Source organism: Neobacillus sp. K501 (assembly GCF_053749995.1).
Map to the genome: position 1 here is coordinate 532,701 of NZ_JBSLYA010000002.1, position 20,761 is coordinate 553,461.

At 39.0% G+C, this 20,761-nt stretch carries 18 protein-coding genes; 1 reads left to right on the top strand and 17 read right to left on the bottom strand.

Annotated elements, in window-relative coordinates:
- Window positions 1–5: 5 nt before the first annotated feature.
- The 10 genes from ytaF to ACWM35_RS07245 form a co-directional block, all read right to left on the bottom strand.
- Window positions 6–641, bottom strand: coding sequence for a sporulation membrane protein YtaF (gene ytaF / locus ACWM35_RS07200; RefSeq protein ID WP_454816856.1), 636 nt, complete (start codon window positions 639–641; stop codon window positions 6–8).
- Between the two features lie 90 nt (window positions 642–731).
- Window positions 732–1,559 (bottom strand): DNA-formamidopyrimidine glycosylase, encoded by an 828-nt coding sequence (gene mutM, locus ACWM35_RS07205; protein WP_454816858.1) that lies wholly within the window; start codon window positions 1,557–1,559, stop codon window positions 732–734.
- Between the two features lie 43 nt (window positions 1,560–1,602).
- Entirely contained in the window at window positions 1,603–4,236 is a 2,634-nt protein-coding gene (gene polA / locus ACWM35_RS07210; RefSeq protein ID WP_454816860.1) for a DNA polymerase I, read from the bottom strand.
- 18 nt (window positions 4,237–4,254) lie between these two features.
- The gene (gene pnpS, locus ACWM35_RS07215; protein WP_454816862.1) at window positions 4,255–6,018 is read right to left on the bottom strand and encodes a two-component system histidine kinase PnpS; all 1,764 of its coding nucleotides are present in this window, start codon (window positions 6,016–6,018) and stop codon (window positions 4,255–4,257) included.
- The gene (locus ACWM35_RS07220) at window positions 6,015–6,731 is read right to left on the bottom strand and encodes a winged helix-turn-helix domain-containing protein (protein ID WP_454816864.1); all 717 of its coding nucleotides are present in this window, start codon (window positions 6,729–6,731) and stop codon (window positions 6,015–6,017) included. The genes pnpS and ACWM35_RS07220 overlap by 4 nt, the downstream gene beginning before the upstream one ends.
- A 126-nt stretch (window positions 6,732–6,857) precedes the next feature.
- Window positions 6,858–7,334 (bottom strand): MaoC/PaaZ C-terminal domain-containing protein, encoded by a 477-nt coding sequence (locus tag ACWM35_RS07225; protein ID WP_454816866.1) that lies wholly within the window; start codon window positions 7,332–7,334, stop codon window positions 6,858–6,860.
- A gap of 79 nt (window positions 7,335–7,413) precedes the next feature.
- Window positions 7,414–8,352 (bottom strand): malate dehydrogenase, encoded by a 939-nt coding sequence (mdh, locus tag ACWM35_RS07230; protein ID WP_454816868.1) that lies wholly within the window; start codon window positions 8,350–8,352, stop codon window positions 7,414–7,416.
- 87 nt (window positions 8,353–8,439) lie between these two features.
- Window positions 8,440–9,708 (bottom strand): NADP-dependent isocitrate dehydrogenase, encoded by a 1,269-nt coding sequence (icd, locus tag ACWM35_RS07235; RefSeq protein ID WP_454816870.1) that lies wholly within the window; start codon window positions 9,706–9,708, stop codon window positions 8,440–8,442.
- A 148-nt stretch (window positions 9,709–9,856) separates the two neighbouring features.
- Entirely contained in the window at window positions 9,857–10,975 is a 1,119-nt protein-coding gene (citZ, locus tag ACWM35_RS07240) for a citrate synthase (RefSeq protein ID WP_454816872.1), read from the bottom strand.
- 363 nt (window positions 10,976–11,338) lie between these two features.
- Window positions 11,339–11,800: a DUF441 domain-containing protein gene (locus tag ACWM35_RS07245; protein WP_454816873.1), complete on the bottom strand. Its 462-nt coding sequence runs from the start codon at window positions 11,798–11,800 to the stop codon at window positions 11,339–11,341.
- 209 nt (window positions 11,801–12,009) lie between these two features.
- On the opposite strand from ACWM35_RS07245, the gene ytvI reads away from it, so the two are divergent.
- On the top strand, window positions 12,010–13,125 hold the full coding sequence (gene ytvI, locus ACWM35_RS07250; protein WP_454816875.1) for a sporulation integral membrane protein YtvI: 1,116 nt from the start codon (window positions 12,010–12,012) through the stop codon (window positions 13,123–13,125).
- Window positions 13,126–13,176: 51 nt separating this feature from the next.
- Here the strand turns inward: ytvI and ACWM35_RS07255 are convergent, their stop codons facing one another.
- The 7 genes from ACWM35_RS07255 to ACWM35_RS07285 form a co-directional block, all read right to left on the bottom strand.
- Window positions 13,177–13,563, bottom strand: a complete 387-nt coding sequence (locus ACWM35_RS07255; RefSeq protein ID WP_454816877.1) for an FxsA family protein — start codon at window positions 13,561–13,563, stop codon at window positions 13,177–13,179.
- A 105-nt stretch (window positions 13,564–13,668) separates the two neighbouring features.
- Window positions 13,669–15,429 (bottom strand): pyruvate kinase, encoded by a 1,761-nt coding sequence (gene pyk, locus ACWM35_RS07260; protein WP_454817111.1) that lies wholly within the window; start codon window positions 15,427–15,429, stop codon window positions 13,669–13,671.
- Window positions 15,430–15,461: 32 nt separating this feature from the next.
- Window positions 15,462–16,421, bottom strand: a complete 960-nt coding sequence (pfkA, locus tag ACWM35_RS07265; RefSeq protein ID WP_454816879.1) for a 6-phosphofructokinase — start codon at window positions 16,419–16,421, stop codon at window positions 15,462–15,464.
- Between the two features lie 353 nt (window positions 16,422–16,774).
- Window positions 16,775–17,752, bottom strand: coding sequence for an acetyl-CoA carboxylase carboxyl transferase subunit alpha (accA, locus tag ACWM35_RS07270; RefSeq protein WP_454816881.1), 978 nt, complete (start codon window positions 17,750–17,752; stop codon window positions 16,775–16,777).
- Complete coding sequence (gene accD / locus ACWM35_RS07275) at window positions 17,746–18,624, bottom strand: acetyl-CoA carboxylase, carboxyltransferase subunit beta (protein WP_454816882.1); 879 nt, start codon at window positions 18,622–18,624, stop codon at window positions 17,746–17,748. The genes accA and accD overlap by 7 nt, the downstream gene beginning before the upstream one ends.
- Before the next feature lie 205 nt (window positions 18,625–18,829).
- Window positions 18,830–19,402, bottom strand: coding sequence for a FadR/GntR family transcriptional regulator (locus ACWM35_RS07280; protein ID WP_454817113.1), 573 nt, complete (start codon window positions 19,400–19,402; stop codon window positions 18,830–18,832).
- Window positions 19,403–19,458: 56 nt separating this feature from the next.
- The gene (locus ACWM35_RS07285) at window positions 19,459–20,697 is read right to left on the bottom strand and encodes an NAD(P)-dependent malic enzyme (RefSeq protein ID WP_454816884.1); all 1,239 of its coding nucleotides are present in this window, start codon (window positions 20,695–20,697) and stop codon (window positions 19,459–19,461) included.
- Window positions 20,698–20,761 lie beyond the last annotated feature (64 nt).

Genomic DNA, 20,761 nt, shown 5'->3' on the forward strand with positions numbered 1-20,761 from the left:
CTTATTTACAATTTCCAAATTCCAATAATGATTAAAAGAATTCCCGGCAAAAAGCTAAGTTTTTGAACCCAATCATATTTATGAAAAAAGGCTCCGCTTTTTATGCCTAACAAAACAAATAGTGAGCTCATTACAGCAACAGTGAGTGCTAAATAAAAGGGTGAAAATCCAAGCATGGCTGCACCAATTCCGGCGCCAAAAGCATCAAGGGATAAGGCGAAACCAAGCATAAATGCCTCAATCCCGGTAATCGTCCCCGATTTGTCAAAATCCGCCGACATCGGTTTTTTCAATATATTAATCGCTATCCCAAGTGAGCGAATTTCAAAATTGACGATCATTTTTTCATGCTCAAGGAGCTCTTTTTCTTTTTCCGGCCGAAAAAATTGATACAATACCCATGCACCAAGAACGATTAGGATGAAGCCTCCCAGGCTTGCCGTGATATTCGCTGATAATACTTTTTTGAGACCATGCCCAATGGAGACCGCAACCATTAATGAAATCGCTGAACAGGTTGCAATAACAAGTACAGATTTAATCGGTATGATCATCTTCCTCAGGCCATACGTAAACCCCACGCTAAAGCTATCAAGACTGAGAGCAAAAGCCAGGAGGAGAAGTGAGAACAATTGAACCATGATGAATAGGGCTCCTTCCGTCAATCACTACGATAGTATATGGGCGGAGCCTATCCTTTGTTATTAAATTGTCAATACTTTACTAATTCCTTAAAGTCTTTGGCAGCTTGGACAAAAATGCGTCCCTCTTCCACCAACCGTCGTTTTTTCAAGCGGCGTTCCACACTTTTTACATTCCTCTCCCGTGCGGCCATAGGCAAATAATTCCAGCTGGAACATGCCGATTTCTCCTTGAGAATTGACATACGAGCGAATCGTGCTCCCGCCCTTTTTAACCGCTTCCTCTAACGTCTTCACAATTTCTTGATGAAGAAGAGTAATTTCAGCATCATCCAAAGAATTAGCGAGCCTTTCTGGGTGAATTCCAGCGCGGAAAAGCGCCTCATCAACATAGATATTACCTAAGCCGACAAAAAGCTTTTGATCGAGGAGAGTTGGTTTTACCTTCCTGTTGGTCTTTGCTAACTTCCCAGCTAAATACGCTTTCGTAAATTCTTCTGAAAAAGGCTCTGGCCCAAGATCGATAAGAGGCGCTTTTAAAAATTCCTCACCTTTTTTATATAAGTGCATGGTGCCAAATTTACGAACATCACGATACCTTAACTCACTGCCATCGGTAAAATGAAAAATGACATGGGTATGTTTATCAAACGGTTCCTCCTTCGGAAAAAGACCGTACTTCCCTTCCATCCGCAAATGTGATACCAATGCAAAGTTCAGAGTGTAAATGATTAAGAACTTCCCTCTACGGCCGACATCCTCTATCGTTTCACCTTTAAGGGCATCGATAAATTGCTCCACCTCTACTGGATTTTTAATAATCTTCCCCCAGTAAACAGTGACATTTTCGATTTGTTTGTTAGAAACAAGTTGTTTTAATGTTTTTCTTACTGTCTCTACTTCTGGTAACTCAGGCATAAAATCCCTTCCTCTTGTCCAGCGCCTAGGGGCTTCTGCTTTTTTACTTAGCGTCAAACCATGTTGGGCCATATGAATAGTCTACTTTTAATGGCACTTTTAATTCGAGAGCCTGTTCCATGACCTCTGGAACTAATTTTTTTAGCGTTTCAATTTCATCTTCTGGTGCTTCAAAGATTAGTTCGTCATGAACCTGCAATAACAATCTTGTTTTCAACTTATAGTCCTTTAGTGCATCTGCCATATCGATCATTGCCTTTTTAATAATATCAGCAGCACTTCCTTGGATTGGTGTGTTCATCGCTGTTCTCTCGGCAAAGCTTCTTATGTTAAAATTACGACTCGTAATTTCAGGAATATATCTCCTCCTATGCAGCAGGGTGGATACATAGCCTTTTTGTTTAGCCGAATGAATAATATCATCCATATATTCTTTTACCCCTGGAAAGCTGTCAAGGTATCTTTGAATAAAATTACCCGCTTCCTTACGAGTAATTCCTAAGCTTTGTGAAAGACCATAATCACTAATTCCGTAGACGATCCCAAAGTTAACGGCTTTTGCCTGGCGTCTCATATTAGATGTAACTTCATCCTTTCCAACATGAAAGACGTCCATCGCTGTTTTCGTATGGATATCAAGATCCTCTTTAAAGGCCTGAATTAGCTTTTCATCTCCAGCGATATCTGCCAGAACACGAAGCTCAATTTGTGAATAATCTGCTGCAAAAATGACCCAGCCAGGCTCAGAAGGTATGAAGGCTTGGCGGATTTTCCTTCCTTCCTCTAAGCGAATGGGGATGTTTTGCAAATTTGGATCAATCGAGCTTAATCGTCCAGTTGCAGTAAGAGCCTGCTGAAATCTTGTATGGACCTTTTCGGTTTTCGGATTGATCATTTTTAGTAAGCCTTCAATATAGGTTGATTGAAGCTTGCCAAGCTGCCGGTAATGGAGAATGTATTCAATAATTTCATGATCATCCGCTAATTTTTCCAGCACATCTGCGGATGTAGAATATCCGGTCTTGGTTTTCTTAAACGCCGGCATGTTTAATTTTTCAAATAATATGACACCTAATTGCTTGGTTGAATTAATATTGAACTTTTCACCAGCTAATTCATAGATTTTCCCTTCAATGTCAATCAGGCGGTCGTGGATCTCACCACCCATTCGTTGGAGACGTTCTCGGTCAACCTTAATCCCGCACGATTCCATATCGGCTAAAATCAGTGACAGCGGCATTTCCAATTCAGTGAACAGTTCATGTTGTTCGTTTCTTCTTAATTCGTCCTCCAGCTTGTCCTTTAAATCAGACATGGCTACACTTTTACGGACAAGGAACTCAGCAAGCTCCACTGCTTCCGGAATTTTTCGTTTTGCTCCTTTTCCATAAAAAGATTCATCACTTTGAAGAATAACTCCATGGCTCTTTGCAACAGTTGAAAGGTCCTCAATCGTTTCTGTTGGATTAATTATATAAGCGGCCAAAAAGGTATCAAAATCGACTCCTTTTAAATGAATATCATGCCTTCTTAAGGAAACTTCAGAGCGCTTCGCATCATAGACGGTTTTCTTTTTCGTTTCATCCTCTGCCCAGCTTTTAAAGCTATCTGATTTCAAAGCAAGTTCAACAGGTAAATGATAATAGCCGTTTTCATTCACCAGGGAAAATCCGATGATGTCAGCATAATGGTAGTTATCCTCAAGGACTTCAACATAAAAATAATTCTCAGCTGCAAATAAATCATCTGTAATGACATCAGGGGTTTGATACTCAATTTCTTCTAGTTCCAGTTGCTCTGATTCAGTTGGATTTTCTCCGAGCTTATCAAGCAGTGAATGAAATCCAAGCTCTTTAAAAAGCGCAATCAACTTTTCCCTTATATAGCCTTCGTAAATAACGCTATCTACTGCAACATCCACCGGGGCTTGTCTTTCAATCGTCGCAAGCTCTTTACTCATTAACGCTTGGTCCTTAAACTCTTCAAGCTTCTCTTTTAACTTAGCCCCGCTTACTTGATCAACAGAATTTAATAAATTCTCGAGGGTTGAAAATTCCTTAAGCAGCTTTATCGCTGTTTTTTCACCGACTCCAGGAACACCAGGAATATTATCAGATGTATCTCCCATCAGCCCCTTCATATCAATAATTTGCTCAGGGGATAAGCCGTACTTTTCCATGATATGTGCTGGTGTGTACTCTTCAATATCGGTAATCCCTTTCCGGGTAATTCCGACTGTGGTACTTTCGGATGAAAGCTGAGTTAAGTCTTTATCTCCGGATATAACCTTTACTTCATAGCCATCGTTTTCTGCCGATAATGATAGTGTTCCAATAATATCATCCGCTTCATAGTTTTCAAGCTCATAGCGCTGGATTCCATAGGCATCAAGGAGCTCACGGATATAAGGAAACTGTTCTGATAGTTCTGGTGGAGTTTTTTGTCTTCCGCCTTTATATTCTCCAAAGGTTTTATGGCGAAACGTTGTCTTACCTGCATCAAAAGCTACGAGAATATGCGTGGGCTGTTCATCTTCAATTATTTTCATCAGCATCATGGTAAAACCGTACACAGCGTTTGTGTGGATGCCTTTGTCATTATTCAATAGGGGCAGCGCAAAGAAAGCACGGTATGCAATACTATTCCCATCGATTAATACTAGTTTTTTCTTTTCCATCTCTTAACCCCTTTCAGGTCATTTCATATATTTATGAAGTTCAATGATAAACTCACTGCCTTCCCCTACTTTACTCCTGACAGTAATATTTCCGTGGTGTGCCTCAACTAAATGCTTAACAATCGCTAACCCAAGACCGGTTCCGCCTGAGTCTCGGCTTCTGGCACGATCAACCCGGTAAAAACGCTCGAAAATACGGGGGATCTCTTTCTTTTCAATCCCTACCCCTGAGTCTTTTACATGAATGCGAATTTTTTGATCGAATTCATGCAGAGACACCCTGACTTGTCCGCTTGGTGGGGTATATAAAATAGCATTACTGATTAAATTGATAAAAACCTGCTTTAGGCGGTCAATATCACCTTCAATCAATAATTCCTCCCGATCACACTCTAGCTCTAGACGAATATCCTTGGCACCTGCTTTTTTCTCAAGCAAGGTCATGACTTCAGTGAGTAAAGAAAACAAGTCAAACCTCTGTATTTGCAATCTAAATTCTTGATGCTCAATTTTTGAAAAATCCAATAGATCCTGTATAAGGGACTGAAGGCGGTCGCTTTCCTTATAGATGATCGACAGAAATGCCTCTAGCGTTTCATGGTTATTCATTGCCCCATCAAGCAGCGTTTCCGAAAAGCCTTTTATCGATGTCACGGGCGTCTTTAATTCATGTGAGACGTTGGCAACAAAATCCTTCCTCATTTGCTCAAGCTTTTTAATTTCGGTTATATCATGGAAAACAAGTAGAACGCCTTTCCATACATTGTTCGTGCCAATAATGGGAATACCGTAGACGACAAAGTATCTTCTCTCAATTCCCAAAGGAATCCGGAGCTGTCTGCTGACCTTTTGCTCTGTGCGAAAAACCTGGGCAATTAATTGGCAAACTTCCTCCTGCTCAATTACTTCGTAATATAATTTATAGAGAAAATCTTTCGAGTTCACTTGGAAGATATCTGTATAGCCCATATTGATTAGATTGACGAAGCCATGACTGTCAATCAGTAATAATCCAGCACCCATATTTTCAATCAACGCCGTTAAGCGATCCGACTGCATTTCTTGAGCCTTACTCATTTCCTCAAGGTTTTGTGCTAACACATTAATGGATGAACTTAACATCGTTGTCTCATGAATATCATCACTTTCAGTTCTAGCTCGATAATTTCCCTTTGCAAGTTCAATCGCAACCGAGGTCGCAGCCTCAATTGGTTTTGTATACCTCGAAGTGATTCTAATTCCCAGATAAATAAAAGAAATTAAAGCGATTCCTAAGCTAATCGATAAAATCCACCAGATTTGCCCGTAGGCCATTTTTAACTCACTTGTTTTCGTGATAATGAAAAGATATCCTTCGGGTTCACCCGCTTTTTCGATCGTCTTCCAAGAATAATGTAAATCATAATCATCCCGCTCAATTAGCTTCGTTTTACTTTTTGTCTTTTTCTTTATGACATCATTAATGTTTTCTTTTAGCTCTGTAAGATTTGAATTGTTCGTTAGTCCACTATCGTAAATAATCATTCCCTTAGTATCCGTAATCGCAAGTCTAACATTTAACATTTGACTGATTTCTAAAACATCATTACGGTTGATCGAAAAGACTCCACCATTTTGTTCAATATAATAACTTAAAAGATCGATTTCCTTTTTTAGACGTTCATTATATGTATCAAGATAATAACTTTTAAAAAGTTGTCCAAGTAAAATTCCTAAGCCGACTAAAATGGTAATGATTAATGTAATTAGGGCTAGAAGGAGCCTTGTCCGAAGATTGGTCATTCACCCTTCGGCTCCTCTAGTTTATAACCTAGCCCACGAACTGTTTTAATATAAACTGGTTTGCGAGTATCTTCTTCGACCTTTTCTCTAAGGTGTGAAATATGAACGTCTACAATACGAGTATCGCCAGCAAATTCATAATTCCATACAGCACTTAATAATTGATCCCTTGTTAAGACCCGACCTTTATTTTGAGCCAAGTAATGGAGCAATTCATACTCCTTTAAGGTTAGATCTAATGGTTGATTTTTAAAGTAAGCTTCATATTTATCAGGGAAGATTTTAAGATGACCAATCACAATCTCGGGAGTATCTTCTTGGACGTTATCATCTGTATTTGGTTGTATCTGTACTCTTCTTAAGATTGCTTTGACTCTGGCTATCACTTCTCGTGGGCTAAACGGCTTGATCATATAATCATCAGCACCAAGCTCAAGACCCAATATCTTATCAAACTCATCATCTTTTGCCGTTAACATCAGAATAGGAGTCATGATTCTTTGTTGGCGAAGCTCTTTGCAGACTTCAATTCCATCCATTTTCGGCAGCATTAAATCTAAAACAATAATGTCAGGGGCCATGGATTCAGCCATTTTTTTACCCTCTAACCCATCCATAGCAGTGATGACATCAAATCCAGCCTGCTCTAAATTGTATTGAAGCAACGTTACAATCGATTGTTCATCATCGACAACAAGCACTCTATTTTTCATAAATACCCTCCGAGATTTTTTCTACTCCATCTTCCTTTCATTATAATATAGAACTACCAATAATACTTCTAATCAAACTTTTCATAAAAAAAAGGAATGTTTATCTCACATTCCTTTTTACACCTATTAAAAGTTATCTAAAACATGACCATTCATGGCTTCTAAGCGATGGGGAGGGCACACCTTTATCTTACCTGTAATCACAATTTCCTCTTTTTCGTTTGTGCCAACAACAGAAATCACTACAGAGTGATCATCATTATTTACAGCGATTACTTCCAGCAATAGCTGAACCGTTCCATAATGGTATACGGGTTTAGGAAATTCAATATCCTGACTGATGATGTGACTCCCAGGTCCCGGCAAATATTTTGAGACTGCAGAAGAAATCATTCCGGTTAGCATGATCGATGGAACAATCGGTTTCTTAAATGGAGTTTGTGATGCATAATCATGCTGGATAAATAAGGGATTCGCGTCATCCGTTAAACCTAAATACAGAAGAATATCTTTATCTTCGACTTTCTCCGTTAAAGCAAGTTTTTCTCCTACATTTATTTCAAGGATCTGCCTTCCCAGTCTTCTAGATTTACCTAAAAGCATATACTCCACCTCTTTGTAAGCGATTTCAATAAATTTGAAAAAAATTCGGGAGTGCATGCCCCGAATTTTCCTTTTCGAATTAAACTAATACTTCCATGACACTGCGAACAGATTGAGCCGACTTGTCTAAAGCTGCTTTTTCATCAGCTGTTAACTCAAGCTCGATTACTTTCTCAATTCCATTTGCTCCAAGGATCGTTGGCACCCCTAGATAAATCCCATCGTAACCATACTCACCTTCAAGATAGGCAATGGAAGGAAGAACTCGACGCTGATCCTTGAGAATCGCTTCACACATTTCAACAAGCGATGCTGCTGGTGCATAATAGGCACTTCCGTTTCCTAAAAGGTTAACAATTTCGCCGCCGCCTTTTCTAGTACGCTCGACTATCGCGTCTAAACGGTCCTTTGGAATTAATGTTTCTAATGGAATACCACCAGCATAGGAATAGCGAACAAGTGGAACCATGTCATCTCCGTGTCCACCTAATACAAAGCCAGTAATGTCTTTTACAGAAAGGTTTAATTCTTGAGCAATAAAGGTACGGAATCGCGCTGAATCAAGAACACCGGATTGGCCAATTACACGTTCTTTCGGGAAGCCAGATTCCTTAAAAACGGTATATGTCATTGCATCAACAGGGTTTGTTAAGACAAGGATTGTACAGTTTGGAGAGTACTTCACTATTTGCTGTGTTACACTCTTCATTACCTTTTGATTGGTCTGTACTAAATCATCACGACTCATACCCGGTTTACGTGCGATACCTGCAGTAATTACAACGATGTCAGAATCAGCTGTATCTTCATAGTTTGATGTTCCGTTAATGTTTGCATCAAATCCTTGAACTGGGCTTGCTTCAAGCATATCTAAGGCTTTGCCTTTAGTTGGATTTTCCATTTGTGGGATATCCACTAATACAACGTTACCCAATTCTTTTTGTGCTAATAAAAACGCTGTAGTTGCCCCTGTAAAGCCGCCGCCAATAACTGAAATCTTTTTACGTTGTAATGACATTTTATTTCTCCCCTTTGTAAGTAATCAATGATAAGGGCTGCTTAGAAAACAGCCCTTCCTTACTTGTGAGACCAATTACAGCTATGCTTATTCCATATTCTTAATTAATTCGTTACCAAACTCAGAAGTTTTAACTTCTGTAGCGCCTTCCATTAAACGAGCGAAGTCATATGTTACTACTTTAGAAGCGATTGTTTTTTCTACTGATTTAATAACCATTTTCGCAGCTTCATTCCAGCCTAAGTGCTCAAGTAATAATACACCTGATAAAATGACGGAAGATGGATTTACTTTATCAAGACCTGCATATTTAGGCGCAGTACCATGTGTTGCTTCGAAAATCGCATGTCCAGTTTCATAATTAATGTTTGCTCCTGGAGCAATACCAATTCCTCCAACTTGCGCTGCAAGTGCATCAGAAATATAGTCACCGTTTAAGTTCATTGTTGCAACAACATCGAACTCACGTGGACGAGTTAAGATTTGTTGTAAGAAGATATCTGCAATCGCATCTTTTACGATAATTTTTCCAGCAGCTTCTGCGTCAGCTTGTGCTTTGTTAGCAGCTTCTGTTCCTTGTTCTTCTTTAATACGGTCATATTGAGCCCAAGTGAATACTTTATCACCGAATTCTTTTTCAGCTAGCTCATAACCCCAGTTTTTGAATGCACCTTCAGTAAATTTCATGATATTACCTTTGTGCACAAGTGTTAAGGATTTACGGCCCTCTTTGATTGCATAGTTAATCGCCGCACGTACTAGACGTGTTGTTCCTTCCTCAGAAACAGGCTTGATACCGATACCTGAAGTTTCAGGGAATCTGATCTTGTTAACACCCATTTCATTTTGTAAGAAATTGATTAATTTTTTTACTTCTTCTGAGCCTTGTTTATATTCAATACCGGCATAGATATCTTCCGTGTTTTCACGGAAAATAACCATATCGGTATCTTCTGGACGTTTAACAGGTGATGGTACCCCTTCGAACCATCTAACAGGACGTAAGCATACGAATAAATCTAACTCTTGACGAAGTGCAACGTTCAAAGAACGAATTCCGCCACCGATTGGTGTAGTTAATGGACCTTTGATTGCGATCAAGTATTCGTTGATGACATCAAGCGTTTCTTTCGGAAGCCATTCACCTGTTTGATTGAACGCTTTTTCTCCTGCTAAAACTTCTTTCCATACGATTTTTCGTTCGCCTTTATATGCTTTTTCAACTGCAGCATTTAAAACTCTTTCAGATGCAGCCCAGATATCAGGACCGATTCCGTCACCCTCAATAAATGGGATAATTGGATTATTTGGTACATTTAATACTCCGTTTGAAACCGTGATTTTTTCGCCTTGCATAGTTGTTCTCCCTCCTGTTATGTATAAAAATCAATTAATGGATTAGAGGTTAGAAGGAAAAGCCTCTCGGACCCTGCTAGCCATAACTAGTTTTCTAACCTCATCATCCCATTCTTATTAGAACAATTTTTCGAAAAAAAGTAAAATTTTAACCTCTTTGATTAATTGGAACATATTTCTGCATGCCAGGACCAGTATAATCGGCACGAGGACGAATTAAACGGTTATTTTCATATTGTTCTAGGATGTGTGCAAGCCATCCTGAAACCCGGCTAACTGCAAAAATTGGTGTGAATAAATCATGATCAATACCAAGGCTATGATACATAGATGCTGAATAGAAATCAACGTTTGGCGGCAATTTCTTTTCACCTGTCACGATGCTTTCAATTTTTTCAGACATTTCATACCAATGCGGCTCGCCTGTAAGTTCTGTTAATTTCTTAGACATTGCTCTTAAATGCTTCGCACGTGGATCGCCTAAACGGTACACACGGTGACCGAAGCCCATGATTTTTTCTTTATTCTCAAGTTTACCGCGTACATATGGTTCTACATTTTCAATCGTTCCAATTTCTTTGAGCATTTTCATGACTGCTTCATTTGCTCCGCCATGTAAAGGACCTTTCAGTGCGCCAATAGCTGCTGTAACGCCAGAATAGACATCTGATAAAGTAGCAACACAGACGCGTGCTGTAAAGGTAGAGGCATTCAATTCATGGTCTGCATGCAGCACAAGTGCTTTATCCATTGCATCAACCGCAATTTGATCTGGCTCCTGACCGGTCAGCATGTATAAGAAATTAGCTGCAAAATTTAAATCCTGTCTAGGTGCTACTGGCTCAAGTCCTTTTCTTACACGTGCAAAAGTGGCTACAATGGCAGGCATTTTCGCTTGAAGACGAATGGCTTTTTTATAATTAGATTCTTCATCCATTACATCAGCTTCATCATCATAAAGTCCCAATAAAGAAACTGCAGAGCGAAGTGCTGCCATAGGATGAACATTTTGAATCGGATACATTTTAAAATGTTCGATTACTTCTTTTGGAAGATCAGCATTTTCCGCAAGTTGTTTTTTTAATTCAGCCAATTGTGGCTCAGTAGGCAGTTTGCGGTGCCATAATAAATAGATTACTTCTTCAAAGCTTGCATTATCAGCTAAATCGTCGATGTCATAACCAACATACGTTAACGTATCATCAATAATTGAGCTGATTGAGGATGTTGTTGCCACAATCCCTTCAAGACCACGTGTTACTGTCATCATTAATCTCTCCTTCGCATTCTAATATTCCCCATTATCCATTCGTATAAAGATATTATTATCAGCTAAAACCGCAAGCGATTTAAGCTAGGTTGAAATAAAGCATCCTTCATTAAATTCATTTTAAATCATGACCAAGACAGTCAGCGCTTCGCTTTAATACAACTCTAGATTGAGCGCTTGCTCGGGTTTCGAGCAAAATAACTTTATTTTTATGAGAAAGTTATTTTACAAGTAATCTAGCATATATATGAGGTTTATGTAATAAAGGATGCGCTTTCAAGTCCTATTATAAACAATTATCAGATTTTTGTGAATGAAAAGGAGCTGAAAAGTAGAAAAAAATATTATTTTACAAAATATCTAACGAAAAAAATCGATCAATCTCATCGCTGTGTAAGCAATTCCCGCACCGATTAATGGCCCAACTGCTACTCCTTTAAAGATAGATACAGCTAAAATCGTACCTAACACCAGGGCAGTTGTGACTTGCGGATCATTTGCCAATAATGATAATCCACCTTTTGCCAAAAGGGCCACGAGCATACCTGAAATTAGCGCAATCCATGCTATTGGTGATTTAAATGCATTAGATAAATCCTTAAAGCCAATCTCACCACTCGCAATTGGAGCTAATACAGCTATGGTGATGATCGTCACTCCCCAATTAATCCCTTTACTTTGGATAAAATTGAATGATTTGGTTTCTAGTCCACTAATTTTTAATACTAAGAGGACAAAAATCGCAATTAATAATGAATTGTTTTTCGCAATGATTCCAATGACCAATAACAATAAAAGGAATAATGTAGCTTGATTGAACATCCCATGATCCATCCCTTCTCAATCATTATTGTACCATAACGTCTTCATCTTTTAATAACCACCGTTTTCACATAGGTGAAACGTATATTTGCTGTTGAAACTTAATCAGGTTTAATTTCTAAATTGGAGGATTGTATAAACATGCAGAATATCACAATAAATGGTAAACTTAAGTAGTCAGTATTATCTGAAAAGGAGGCTGTTTATTATTGAATCATAAATACATAAATCGAACCTTCAGATTCTTGTTTGTTATTGCCATTGTTGTTTCGGCAATCCTATTATTTTATTATTTATCAAAAGTAACGTATCCATTTCTGATTGCACTAGTCATTGCCTTCTTAATGAATCCCGTTGTGAACCTGTTTGAAAAAAAACTGCGAATGCCACGGGGATTTGCCGTTTTTGCAGCAATAATCATCATATTTGCTCTAGTAGCGGGATTAGTAACCTTATTAATTGCCGAAATCGTTTCAGGAGCAAATTACCTCGCTAAGGTTGTACCAGAGCATCTTGATAAATTAATAGGATATATTGAAGACTTTATCACATCGCAAATCATTCCATTTTATAATCAGCTTGCAAGTGTGTTTGATAAGCTTGATGCTGGCCAGCAGGATACGATAATTAATAATATTCAAAATGTCGGAGCCACAATCGGAAAAACGGTCGGAAATTTCATTCAAAATCTTTTCGGCAGTATCCCTGTTATCCTATCCTGGTTCCCAAATGCAGCTACCGTCTTGATTTTTTCCTTTTTAGCTACCTTCTTTATTAGTAAGGATTGGGATCGTTTATCAGGACTCGGCGGCAGATTATTACCGGAAAAGGCAAAAACGAGCAGCCGTACTGTTTTTGTTGATTTGAAAAAGGCTTTATTTGGTTTTCTTAAAGCACAGTTAACCCTTATTTCGATTACCACTGTCATCATTTTAATTGGTTTGGTTATCCTCCGAGTGGATTATGCCATTACGATTGCCCTGATAACTGGTATCGTGGACATCATTCCCTATCTAGGTACTGGAGCCATTTTTGTTCCATGGATTATTTATGAGGCGTTGTCTGGTGATATTGCTCTTGCACTCGGCTTGGGTATTTTGTATATCGTGGTCATCGTCCAAAGGCAAATTATGGAGCCAAAGGTCCTTTCATCCAATATTGGCCTCGACCCGTTGGCTACATTGATTGCCTTGTTTGTAGGTTTTAAATTAATTGGTTTTTTAGGATTAATTGCTGGTCCTGTTACCCTAGTTATTATTAGCACCCTTTACCGCGCAAAGGTCTTTCACGATGTGTGGAATTTTATTAAAGGGGAAGAAGATTGAAATGTACAAGCTCAAAGCAAAACGTCAACCTCCACTTGGAAGTTGACGTTTTTATCTTATAATTTTCATATTTCCTCTTTCAATCCTCTTTTGCAAAGCTTTTATCATGAAATACTTAAACGGTTTTCTTGATGGTGGAAAAAGTAACAAAAATCCGACAACATCAGTTATAAATCCTGGAGTTAATAGCAAGGTTCCACCGATTAGAATACAAATACCATCTAGGACCGATTCCCCAGGAATTTGACCATAGGCAAGCTGTTCCTGGGCTCTTTTAATGGTCTGCAGGCCCTCCCTTTTTGCTAAATAGGCTCCAACTACCCCTGTTACAATAATTAAAGCAATAGTCGGAAATACTCCAAGAGTTTTCCCGGAAACTAACAGGACGCCAATATCAATTGCAGGAATGATAATAATTAATAAAGCTAAATAGCGCATTTTGTATCTCCTTCTATATCAGCTTGTTTACATTATATATTATTTAAGATAAAAAATGCTTTCATATACAAATAAAAAAGAAGAGGATCCCCCCTTCTTTTTTTATTATAGTACGCTTGCGTGTCCGTTATAGATAACTCCACGGGTTGCATCGACCGTGATTTCTTGACCGTCTTTGAATATTTCCATTGCGTTTTCAACGCCTACGATGACTGGAATTCCCAAGTTTAGTCCGACCACTGCAGCATGGCTTGTTAAGCCGCCCTCTTGAGTGATTAAAGCTGCACATTTCTCAATGGCTGGAACCATGTCACGATCAGAACCGATTGTCACTAAAATGGAACCCGGATTTACTTTTTCAATCGCCTCTTGTGCAGTATGAGCAATTACTACTTTACCAAATGCAGACTTACGGCCAATTCCTTGTGCTCTGATGATTACATCTCCAACTACATGGATTTTCATCAAATTGGTAGTTCCAGCTTCACCCACAGGAACACCCGCAGTGATTACCACTAGATCTCCATGCTTCACAATTCCACTATTGACGCTTTCTTCAACAGCACTATCAAGCATTTCATCTGTAGAGCTGCAAATTTGACCAAGCTGTGGATACACACCCCATACAAGCGATAAACGGCGATGAACATTTTCGTTTGATGTAACGGCCACAATCGGTGCTTTTGGACGATATTTTGAAATCATTCTTGCTGTATGTCCACTCTCAGTTGGTGTGATAATGGAATTTACATCAAGATTTAATGCCGTATGAGCAACAGATTGCCCAATAGCGTCTGTGATATTATGCTCCGTATCTTTACTGCGGGCAGAAAGGATTTCTTTATGATCTAGAGCTTGTTCTGCTCGTGAAGCAATATTATTCATCGTTTGAACTGCTTCAACTGGATATAATCCAGCAGCTGTTTCACCTGAAAGCATGATAGCATCCGTACCATCAAAAATGGCATTGGCAACATCACTTGCTTCTGCACGAGTTGGTCTAGGGTTTCGCTGCATTGAATCAAGCATTTGTGTTGCTGTAATGACAGGCTTGCCCATATAATTACATTTCTTAATCAACATTTTTTGCACTAATGGTACTTCTTCCGCCGGAATTTCAACTCCAAGGTCACCACGGGCAACCATCAAGCCATCAGAAATCTCAAGGATTTCATCGATGTTGTCTACGCCTTCTTGATTCTCAATCTTTGGAATGATATGAATATGTGTTGCTTCTTTTTCTTCTAGAAGCTGACGGATTTCTAATACGTCCTTTGCACGTCTTACAAAAGATGCGGCAATAAAGTCTATTCCTTGTTCAATCCCGAAAAGAATGTCCTGGGTATCCTTCTCTGTGATCCCTGGAAGGTTCACGGATACTCCTGGAACATTAACACCCTTTTTATTTTTCAACGTACCGCTGTTTAATATTTTCGTGGTAATCTCATTTGCCGACTTATCAATACTAAGGACTTCAAGCCCGATTAGACCATCATCCAATAAGATTTTTGAACCCACATGTACATCTTCAATTAAACCTGGATATGTAATCGAAAACTTCTCTGTCGTTCCTTCAACCTCGTTCATCGAAACAATAACATTATTTCCAGATACTAGTTCGATTGCTCCATCAAGCATATTATGTGTACGAATTTCAGGTCCTTTTGTATCAAGCAAAATCGCTACAGTTTTTCCAGCACGTTTTGCGGCTTCACGAATATTTTTAATTCTTTGACCGTGCTCGTTAAAATCACCATGTGAAAAATTTAACCGAGCCACATTCATACCTGCTTCAATTAATTGTGTAAGCTTATCAACGCTTTCACTAGCAGGACCAATCGTACAAACGATTTTAGTTTTACGCAACATCTTTGTATCCTCCCTAATCATACCAATTCCTAGATAGATAATTCTTTTGAAAGTTTAAACAGGTCAAGATCCAATGTATGTTTCCTGCCTAACGCCTCAATAATATCGTAATCAACCAGCTGGTTTTTTTCAATCCCGACTGCACGTCCGCCTTTTCCTTCAATTAACAATTCAACCGCTCTAGCGCCTAATCGGCTTGCAAGCACTCTGTCAGCAGCTGTTGGAGAACCACCACGTTGAATATGTCCCAATACGGATACTCTTGTATCAAGGTTAGAGGCTTCTTGCAATTGTTTTGCAAATTCAACTCCGCTACAGACGCCTTCTGCCACCACGATAATACTGTGCTTTTTCCCACGTTCCTGTCCTTTGCGCAAGCGTTCAGCAATTTCATTCATATCATAATTTTCTTCCGGAATTAAGATTGTTTCTGCACCACCAGCTAGTCCAGCCCATAAGGCGATGTCACCAGCGTCTCGTCCCATAACCTCAATGACAAAGGTTCTTTCGTGTGAAGTAGCAGTATCGCGAATTTTATCTAGCGCATCAATAACCGTATTTAATGCCGTATCAAACCCGATGGTTAATTCTGTACCTGGGATATCATTATCGATCGTTCCTGGCACACCCACGCATGGAAAACCCTGTTCTGTTAAAGCTTTCGCCCCACGATAGGAACCATCCCCACCAATAACGACCAAACCTTCAATTCCTAGGGCCTTTAATTGCTCAATCCCTTTTTGCTGCACCTCTGGATTCTTAAATTCAGGTAAACGTGCAGAATGGAGCATGGTTCCTCCTCGATGAATAATATCACCAACAGATCCTAGCTCAAGTTTTTTTATATTCCCAGAGATTAGTCCAGAATATCCACCGTAGATTCCGTAGACCTCTACGTTATGAAATATTGCCTTTCGGACAACTGCACGAATTGCAGGATTCATTCCTGGAGAATCTCCTCCACTTGTAAGCACACCAATTTTCTTCATTTTTCTATCACCTCATTGGATTACATTATCCTATGTATAAACTCAGGAAGTTACAAAATATCTTAATTAATTCGTTTTAGTCTCCCTAGTACTTCATTTATTATTAGCAATTATATAGGGAATATTTATAAAATAACATGAAGAAATCCCTATAACAACTCCATCACATTAGTAAATTTAAAAGACGGAATAATCAGTGAACTGCAAGCGCTTCATTTATGTTTGTAACCGCATTCTTTGTTATTTACTGGTAAAAGCCTTGACAACTTTGTGAATTGAAAAAAAATAAAATCAGTGTTGTAATCATGCATTAAAATAGTCACCATTAAAATAAACGTGCCCAAAGAGCACGTTTATAAAGCACTGATAAAGTCTTTAGAGAAAGAATATTCACCAATGGTTCGGAATCGATTGTAACGATCGATAATCAATTCTTCTTCTGAAAGCTCTAGTAAATCCTTTAATGATTTTTTTAGCAGTTCGTCAATGGCTTCCGCTTGTTTACTCGCATCTTTATGAGCTCCGCCTTTTAATTCTGGAATAATATCATCAATAATTCCAAGCTCTTTTAAGTCTGGGGCTGTGATCCTCATCGATTCAGCAGCTTGCTTAGCATGTGAGGCATCCTTCCACAAAATAGCCGCAGCACCTTCAGGTGATATAACGGAGTAAGTAGAATTCTCAAGCATATACATGCGGTTACCAACGCCCAGAGCTAGCGCACCGCCGCTTCCGCCCTCACCGATAACAATACAAATTACAGGAACCTTTAAACCGGCCATTTCGAACAGATTCCGAGCTATCGCTTCACTTTGTCCTCTTTCCTCAGCCGCTTTTCCTGGGTATGCCCCTTTTGTATCAATAAAGCAAATAATGGGACGATTAAATTTGTCTGCCTGCTTCATTAAACGGAGTGCCTTTCGATAACCTTCCGGATGAGGCATACCAAAGTTTCGACGGATATTTTCCTTTGTATCTTTTCCTCTTTGGTGGCCAATGACTGTGACCGGCAGCCCCCTGTATTTCGCAATACCACCAACGATTGCTTCATCATCACCAAAGGTTCGATCGCCATGACATTCAAAGAAACCTTCAAAAAGATGAGAAATATAGTCTAGAGTTGTCGGGCGGTTCGGATGGCGGGCAATTTGCACTCGATCCCATGGTTTGATATTTTCATAAATATCCTTTTCCAGTTTTTCAAGCCGCATTTCTAATTTTTCAATTTCTGATGATAAATCAACATCAGCTGATTTGGTAAACTCTCTTAATTCGATAATTTTGTTTTTCAATTGAACAATCGGGCGTTCAAATTCTAATTCTCCTACCATTCGAGATTACCTCCTGGTTGATGAATTTCTAATAGATTTGTGATTTTGTCAACTAGCTCAAGACGAGAAATAATGGCATCAAGTTGACCGTGCTTTAAGAGAAATTCTGCTGTTTGAAAATCTTCAGGAAGTTCTTCCCGGATTGATTGTTCAATAACCCTGCGGCCAGCAAACCCAATTAATGCTCCTGGTTCTGCAAAGTTATAATCCCCTAAAGAAGCAAAGCTAGCAGAAACACCTCCTGTAGTGGGATGAGTCATCATCGAAATGATTAATCCACCATTCTCGCTGAATTTCTTTAATGCTACACTTGTTTTCGCCATTTGCATTAAGCTTAGAACACCTTCTTGCATACGTGCACCGCCAGATGCTGTAAAGATGATAAACGGTACAGACATTTCATCTGCTTTTTCAATGGCACGTGTGATCTTCTCACCTACTACTGATCCCATACTTCCCATCCGAAATGTTGAATCCATGATTGCTGTGACAATCTTATTTCCATTAACCGTACCTGAACCAGTAACAACCGCTTCATTTATTTTCGTTTTTTGACGGTCTTTTTCTAACTTTTCCAGGTAATCAGGGAAGTTAAGCGGATTTTCAGAAACCATGCTTTCATCGAATTCCACAAAACTGCCTTGATCGATAAAGCTATCGATACGCTCTTTTGAATTCATCGGAAAGTGGTATCCACATTGTGAACAAACTTTTAAGTTTTTATTGAGTTCCTTTGTATACATGATTGTCTTACACGAAGGACATTTCGTCATAATACCTTCAGGTACATCACTTTTCGCCGCTTCAGTTGGAATCGTCGCATATTTTTTCTTTTTATTTTGATTTTTAGTAAAAAGCTCTTTAAGAAGCAAGTTGGATAAACCTCCCTTAATAAAAAAATGAAGCCAGATTGATATTTTGATACTACATTGAAGTCTTACCTTTATTGCAGACAATTCAAACCTATTTAGCCCCAAAAAGTGGTCAGACCACTATAGAATTAAAAATGCCCACTTCGAATTGGGCTTTGCTGCTTGTCTTTTCTACTATAAAGTAAATGCTTTACAAAATCTGTTATTATTTGTCGGTAAAATTAGACAAATTTCTTAACTGCCGGTAAGCAAGAATTGTCTTTTCCTCATTCTTTTCAGCTAAAGCAATGACTAATAATCTAAGGCGGCTTGGGTCCACATCATCTTTCTTCAATTGCAATGAATATTGATAATCCTTCAAGATTAGCCAAATTCTCGACATTAAATGGTTATCTGCCATTTCAATAATCTGCTGAAAGAATTGATCGACATCCACAAAATTCACTTCTGCTAGGTTCCTTAACGTAAGGATTTTCTTTTCGTCAATTTTAGCAAGAACGAGACGGAGACAATCCATTTCGATTAGGTTCTTCGTTTCTACTACATCATGCTTTGCTTTTGAATCTTGAAGAACAAATGTCCCGAGCAGCTGGACGAGTTGGTTTTCCCGAAAGTCTCGAATAAACGTTCCCTCACCACGTCTTGTTTCAATTAATCCCAGCAGTTCTAGTGCTCTTAGTGCTTCTCGAACGGAAGAGCGCCCGACATTCAGGCGCTCAGACAATTCCCGTTCAGATGGGATTTTATCTCCAGATTTCAGACCGTCCGCAGATATCATCTCTCTAAGTTTTCTTACAATCCCTAAATAAACCTTCGTGTTCGTCACTTACGTTATCACTCACTTTTACCGATAATCGCGAGCCTCATGGTTTTTTCTTTCACATCTTCAGGATCGAGCTTTAAACGTGCAACACCTGTCTCCATTGCAGCTTTAGCTACTGCTGCTGCAACCTCAGGAGCTACACGTGGATCAAACGGAGCAGGGATAACATAATCCTCACTAAGCTCTGATTCGTCAATTAAATTGGCAATGGCTTGTACAGCTGCCACCTTCATTTTCTCATTTATATGTGTGGCACGTACATCAAGTGCTCCACGGAAGATTCCTGGGAAGGCAAGTACGTTGTTCACTTGGTTAGGAAAATCAGATCTGCCTGTACCTACCACTCTTGCACCAGCTTCCTTCGCATCACTTGGCATAATTTCTGGCACTGGATTAGCCATCGCAAAAATAACTGCATCCTTATTCATGGAAGCAACCATTTCTTTTGTTAAGGCACCCGCAACAGAAACACCAATAAACACATCGGCCCCTTTAATGACATCTTCAAGAGAACCTTGAAGATTGTCTCTGTTCGTAAATTTAGCCACTTCTGCTTTGACTTCATTCATTCCTTGAGGGCGGCCTTCATATATAGCCCCTTTTGTATCACACATAATAATATCTCTAACACCGTAGCTGTATAATAGTTTTATAATCGCAATTCCTGCTGCTCCAGCACCATTAGCCACGACTTTAATTTCAGTTATTTTCTTGCCAATTAACTTTAGCGCATTAACAAGTCCTGCTACCGTAACAATCGCAGTGCCATGCTGGTCATCATGGAAGATTGGAATATTTGTCTCTTTTTTTAATCTTTCCTCAATAACGAAACAATTTGGTGCTGCAATGTCTTCTAGATTCACACCACCAAAAGTTGGTTCAAGTAACTTTACGGTTTCAACGATTTTGTCTACGTCAGTTGTATTCAAACAGATTGGAAATGCATCTACACCTGCAAAGCTTTTAAACAATACTGCTTTTCCTTCCATTACTGGAAGAGCAGCTTCTGGTCCAATATTTCCAAGACCCAAGACAGCGGTACCGTCTGTTACAACTGCAACCATATTGCCTTTCATCGTGTAGTCATAAACAGTTTCTGGTTTTTCATAGATGTCCTTACATGGTTCAGCCACTCCCGGTGAATAGGCTAAACTTAAATCCTTGGCATTTCTGACTGGTACCTTTGATTTAGACTCTAACTTTCCTTTATTAATTCGATGCATATGTAGTGCTTCTTCCCGTAAAGTCAAGTTATTTCACCCCTTAATTTTTTCCAAATAAGATTATGATTTATGACCGTGAATACAGTCTGAA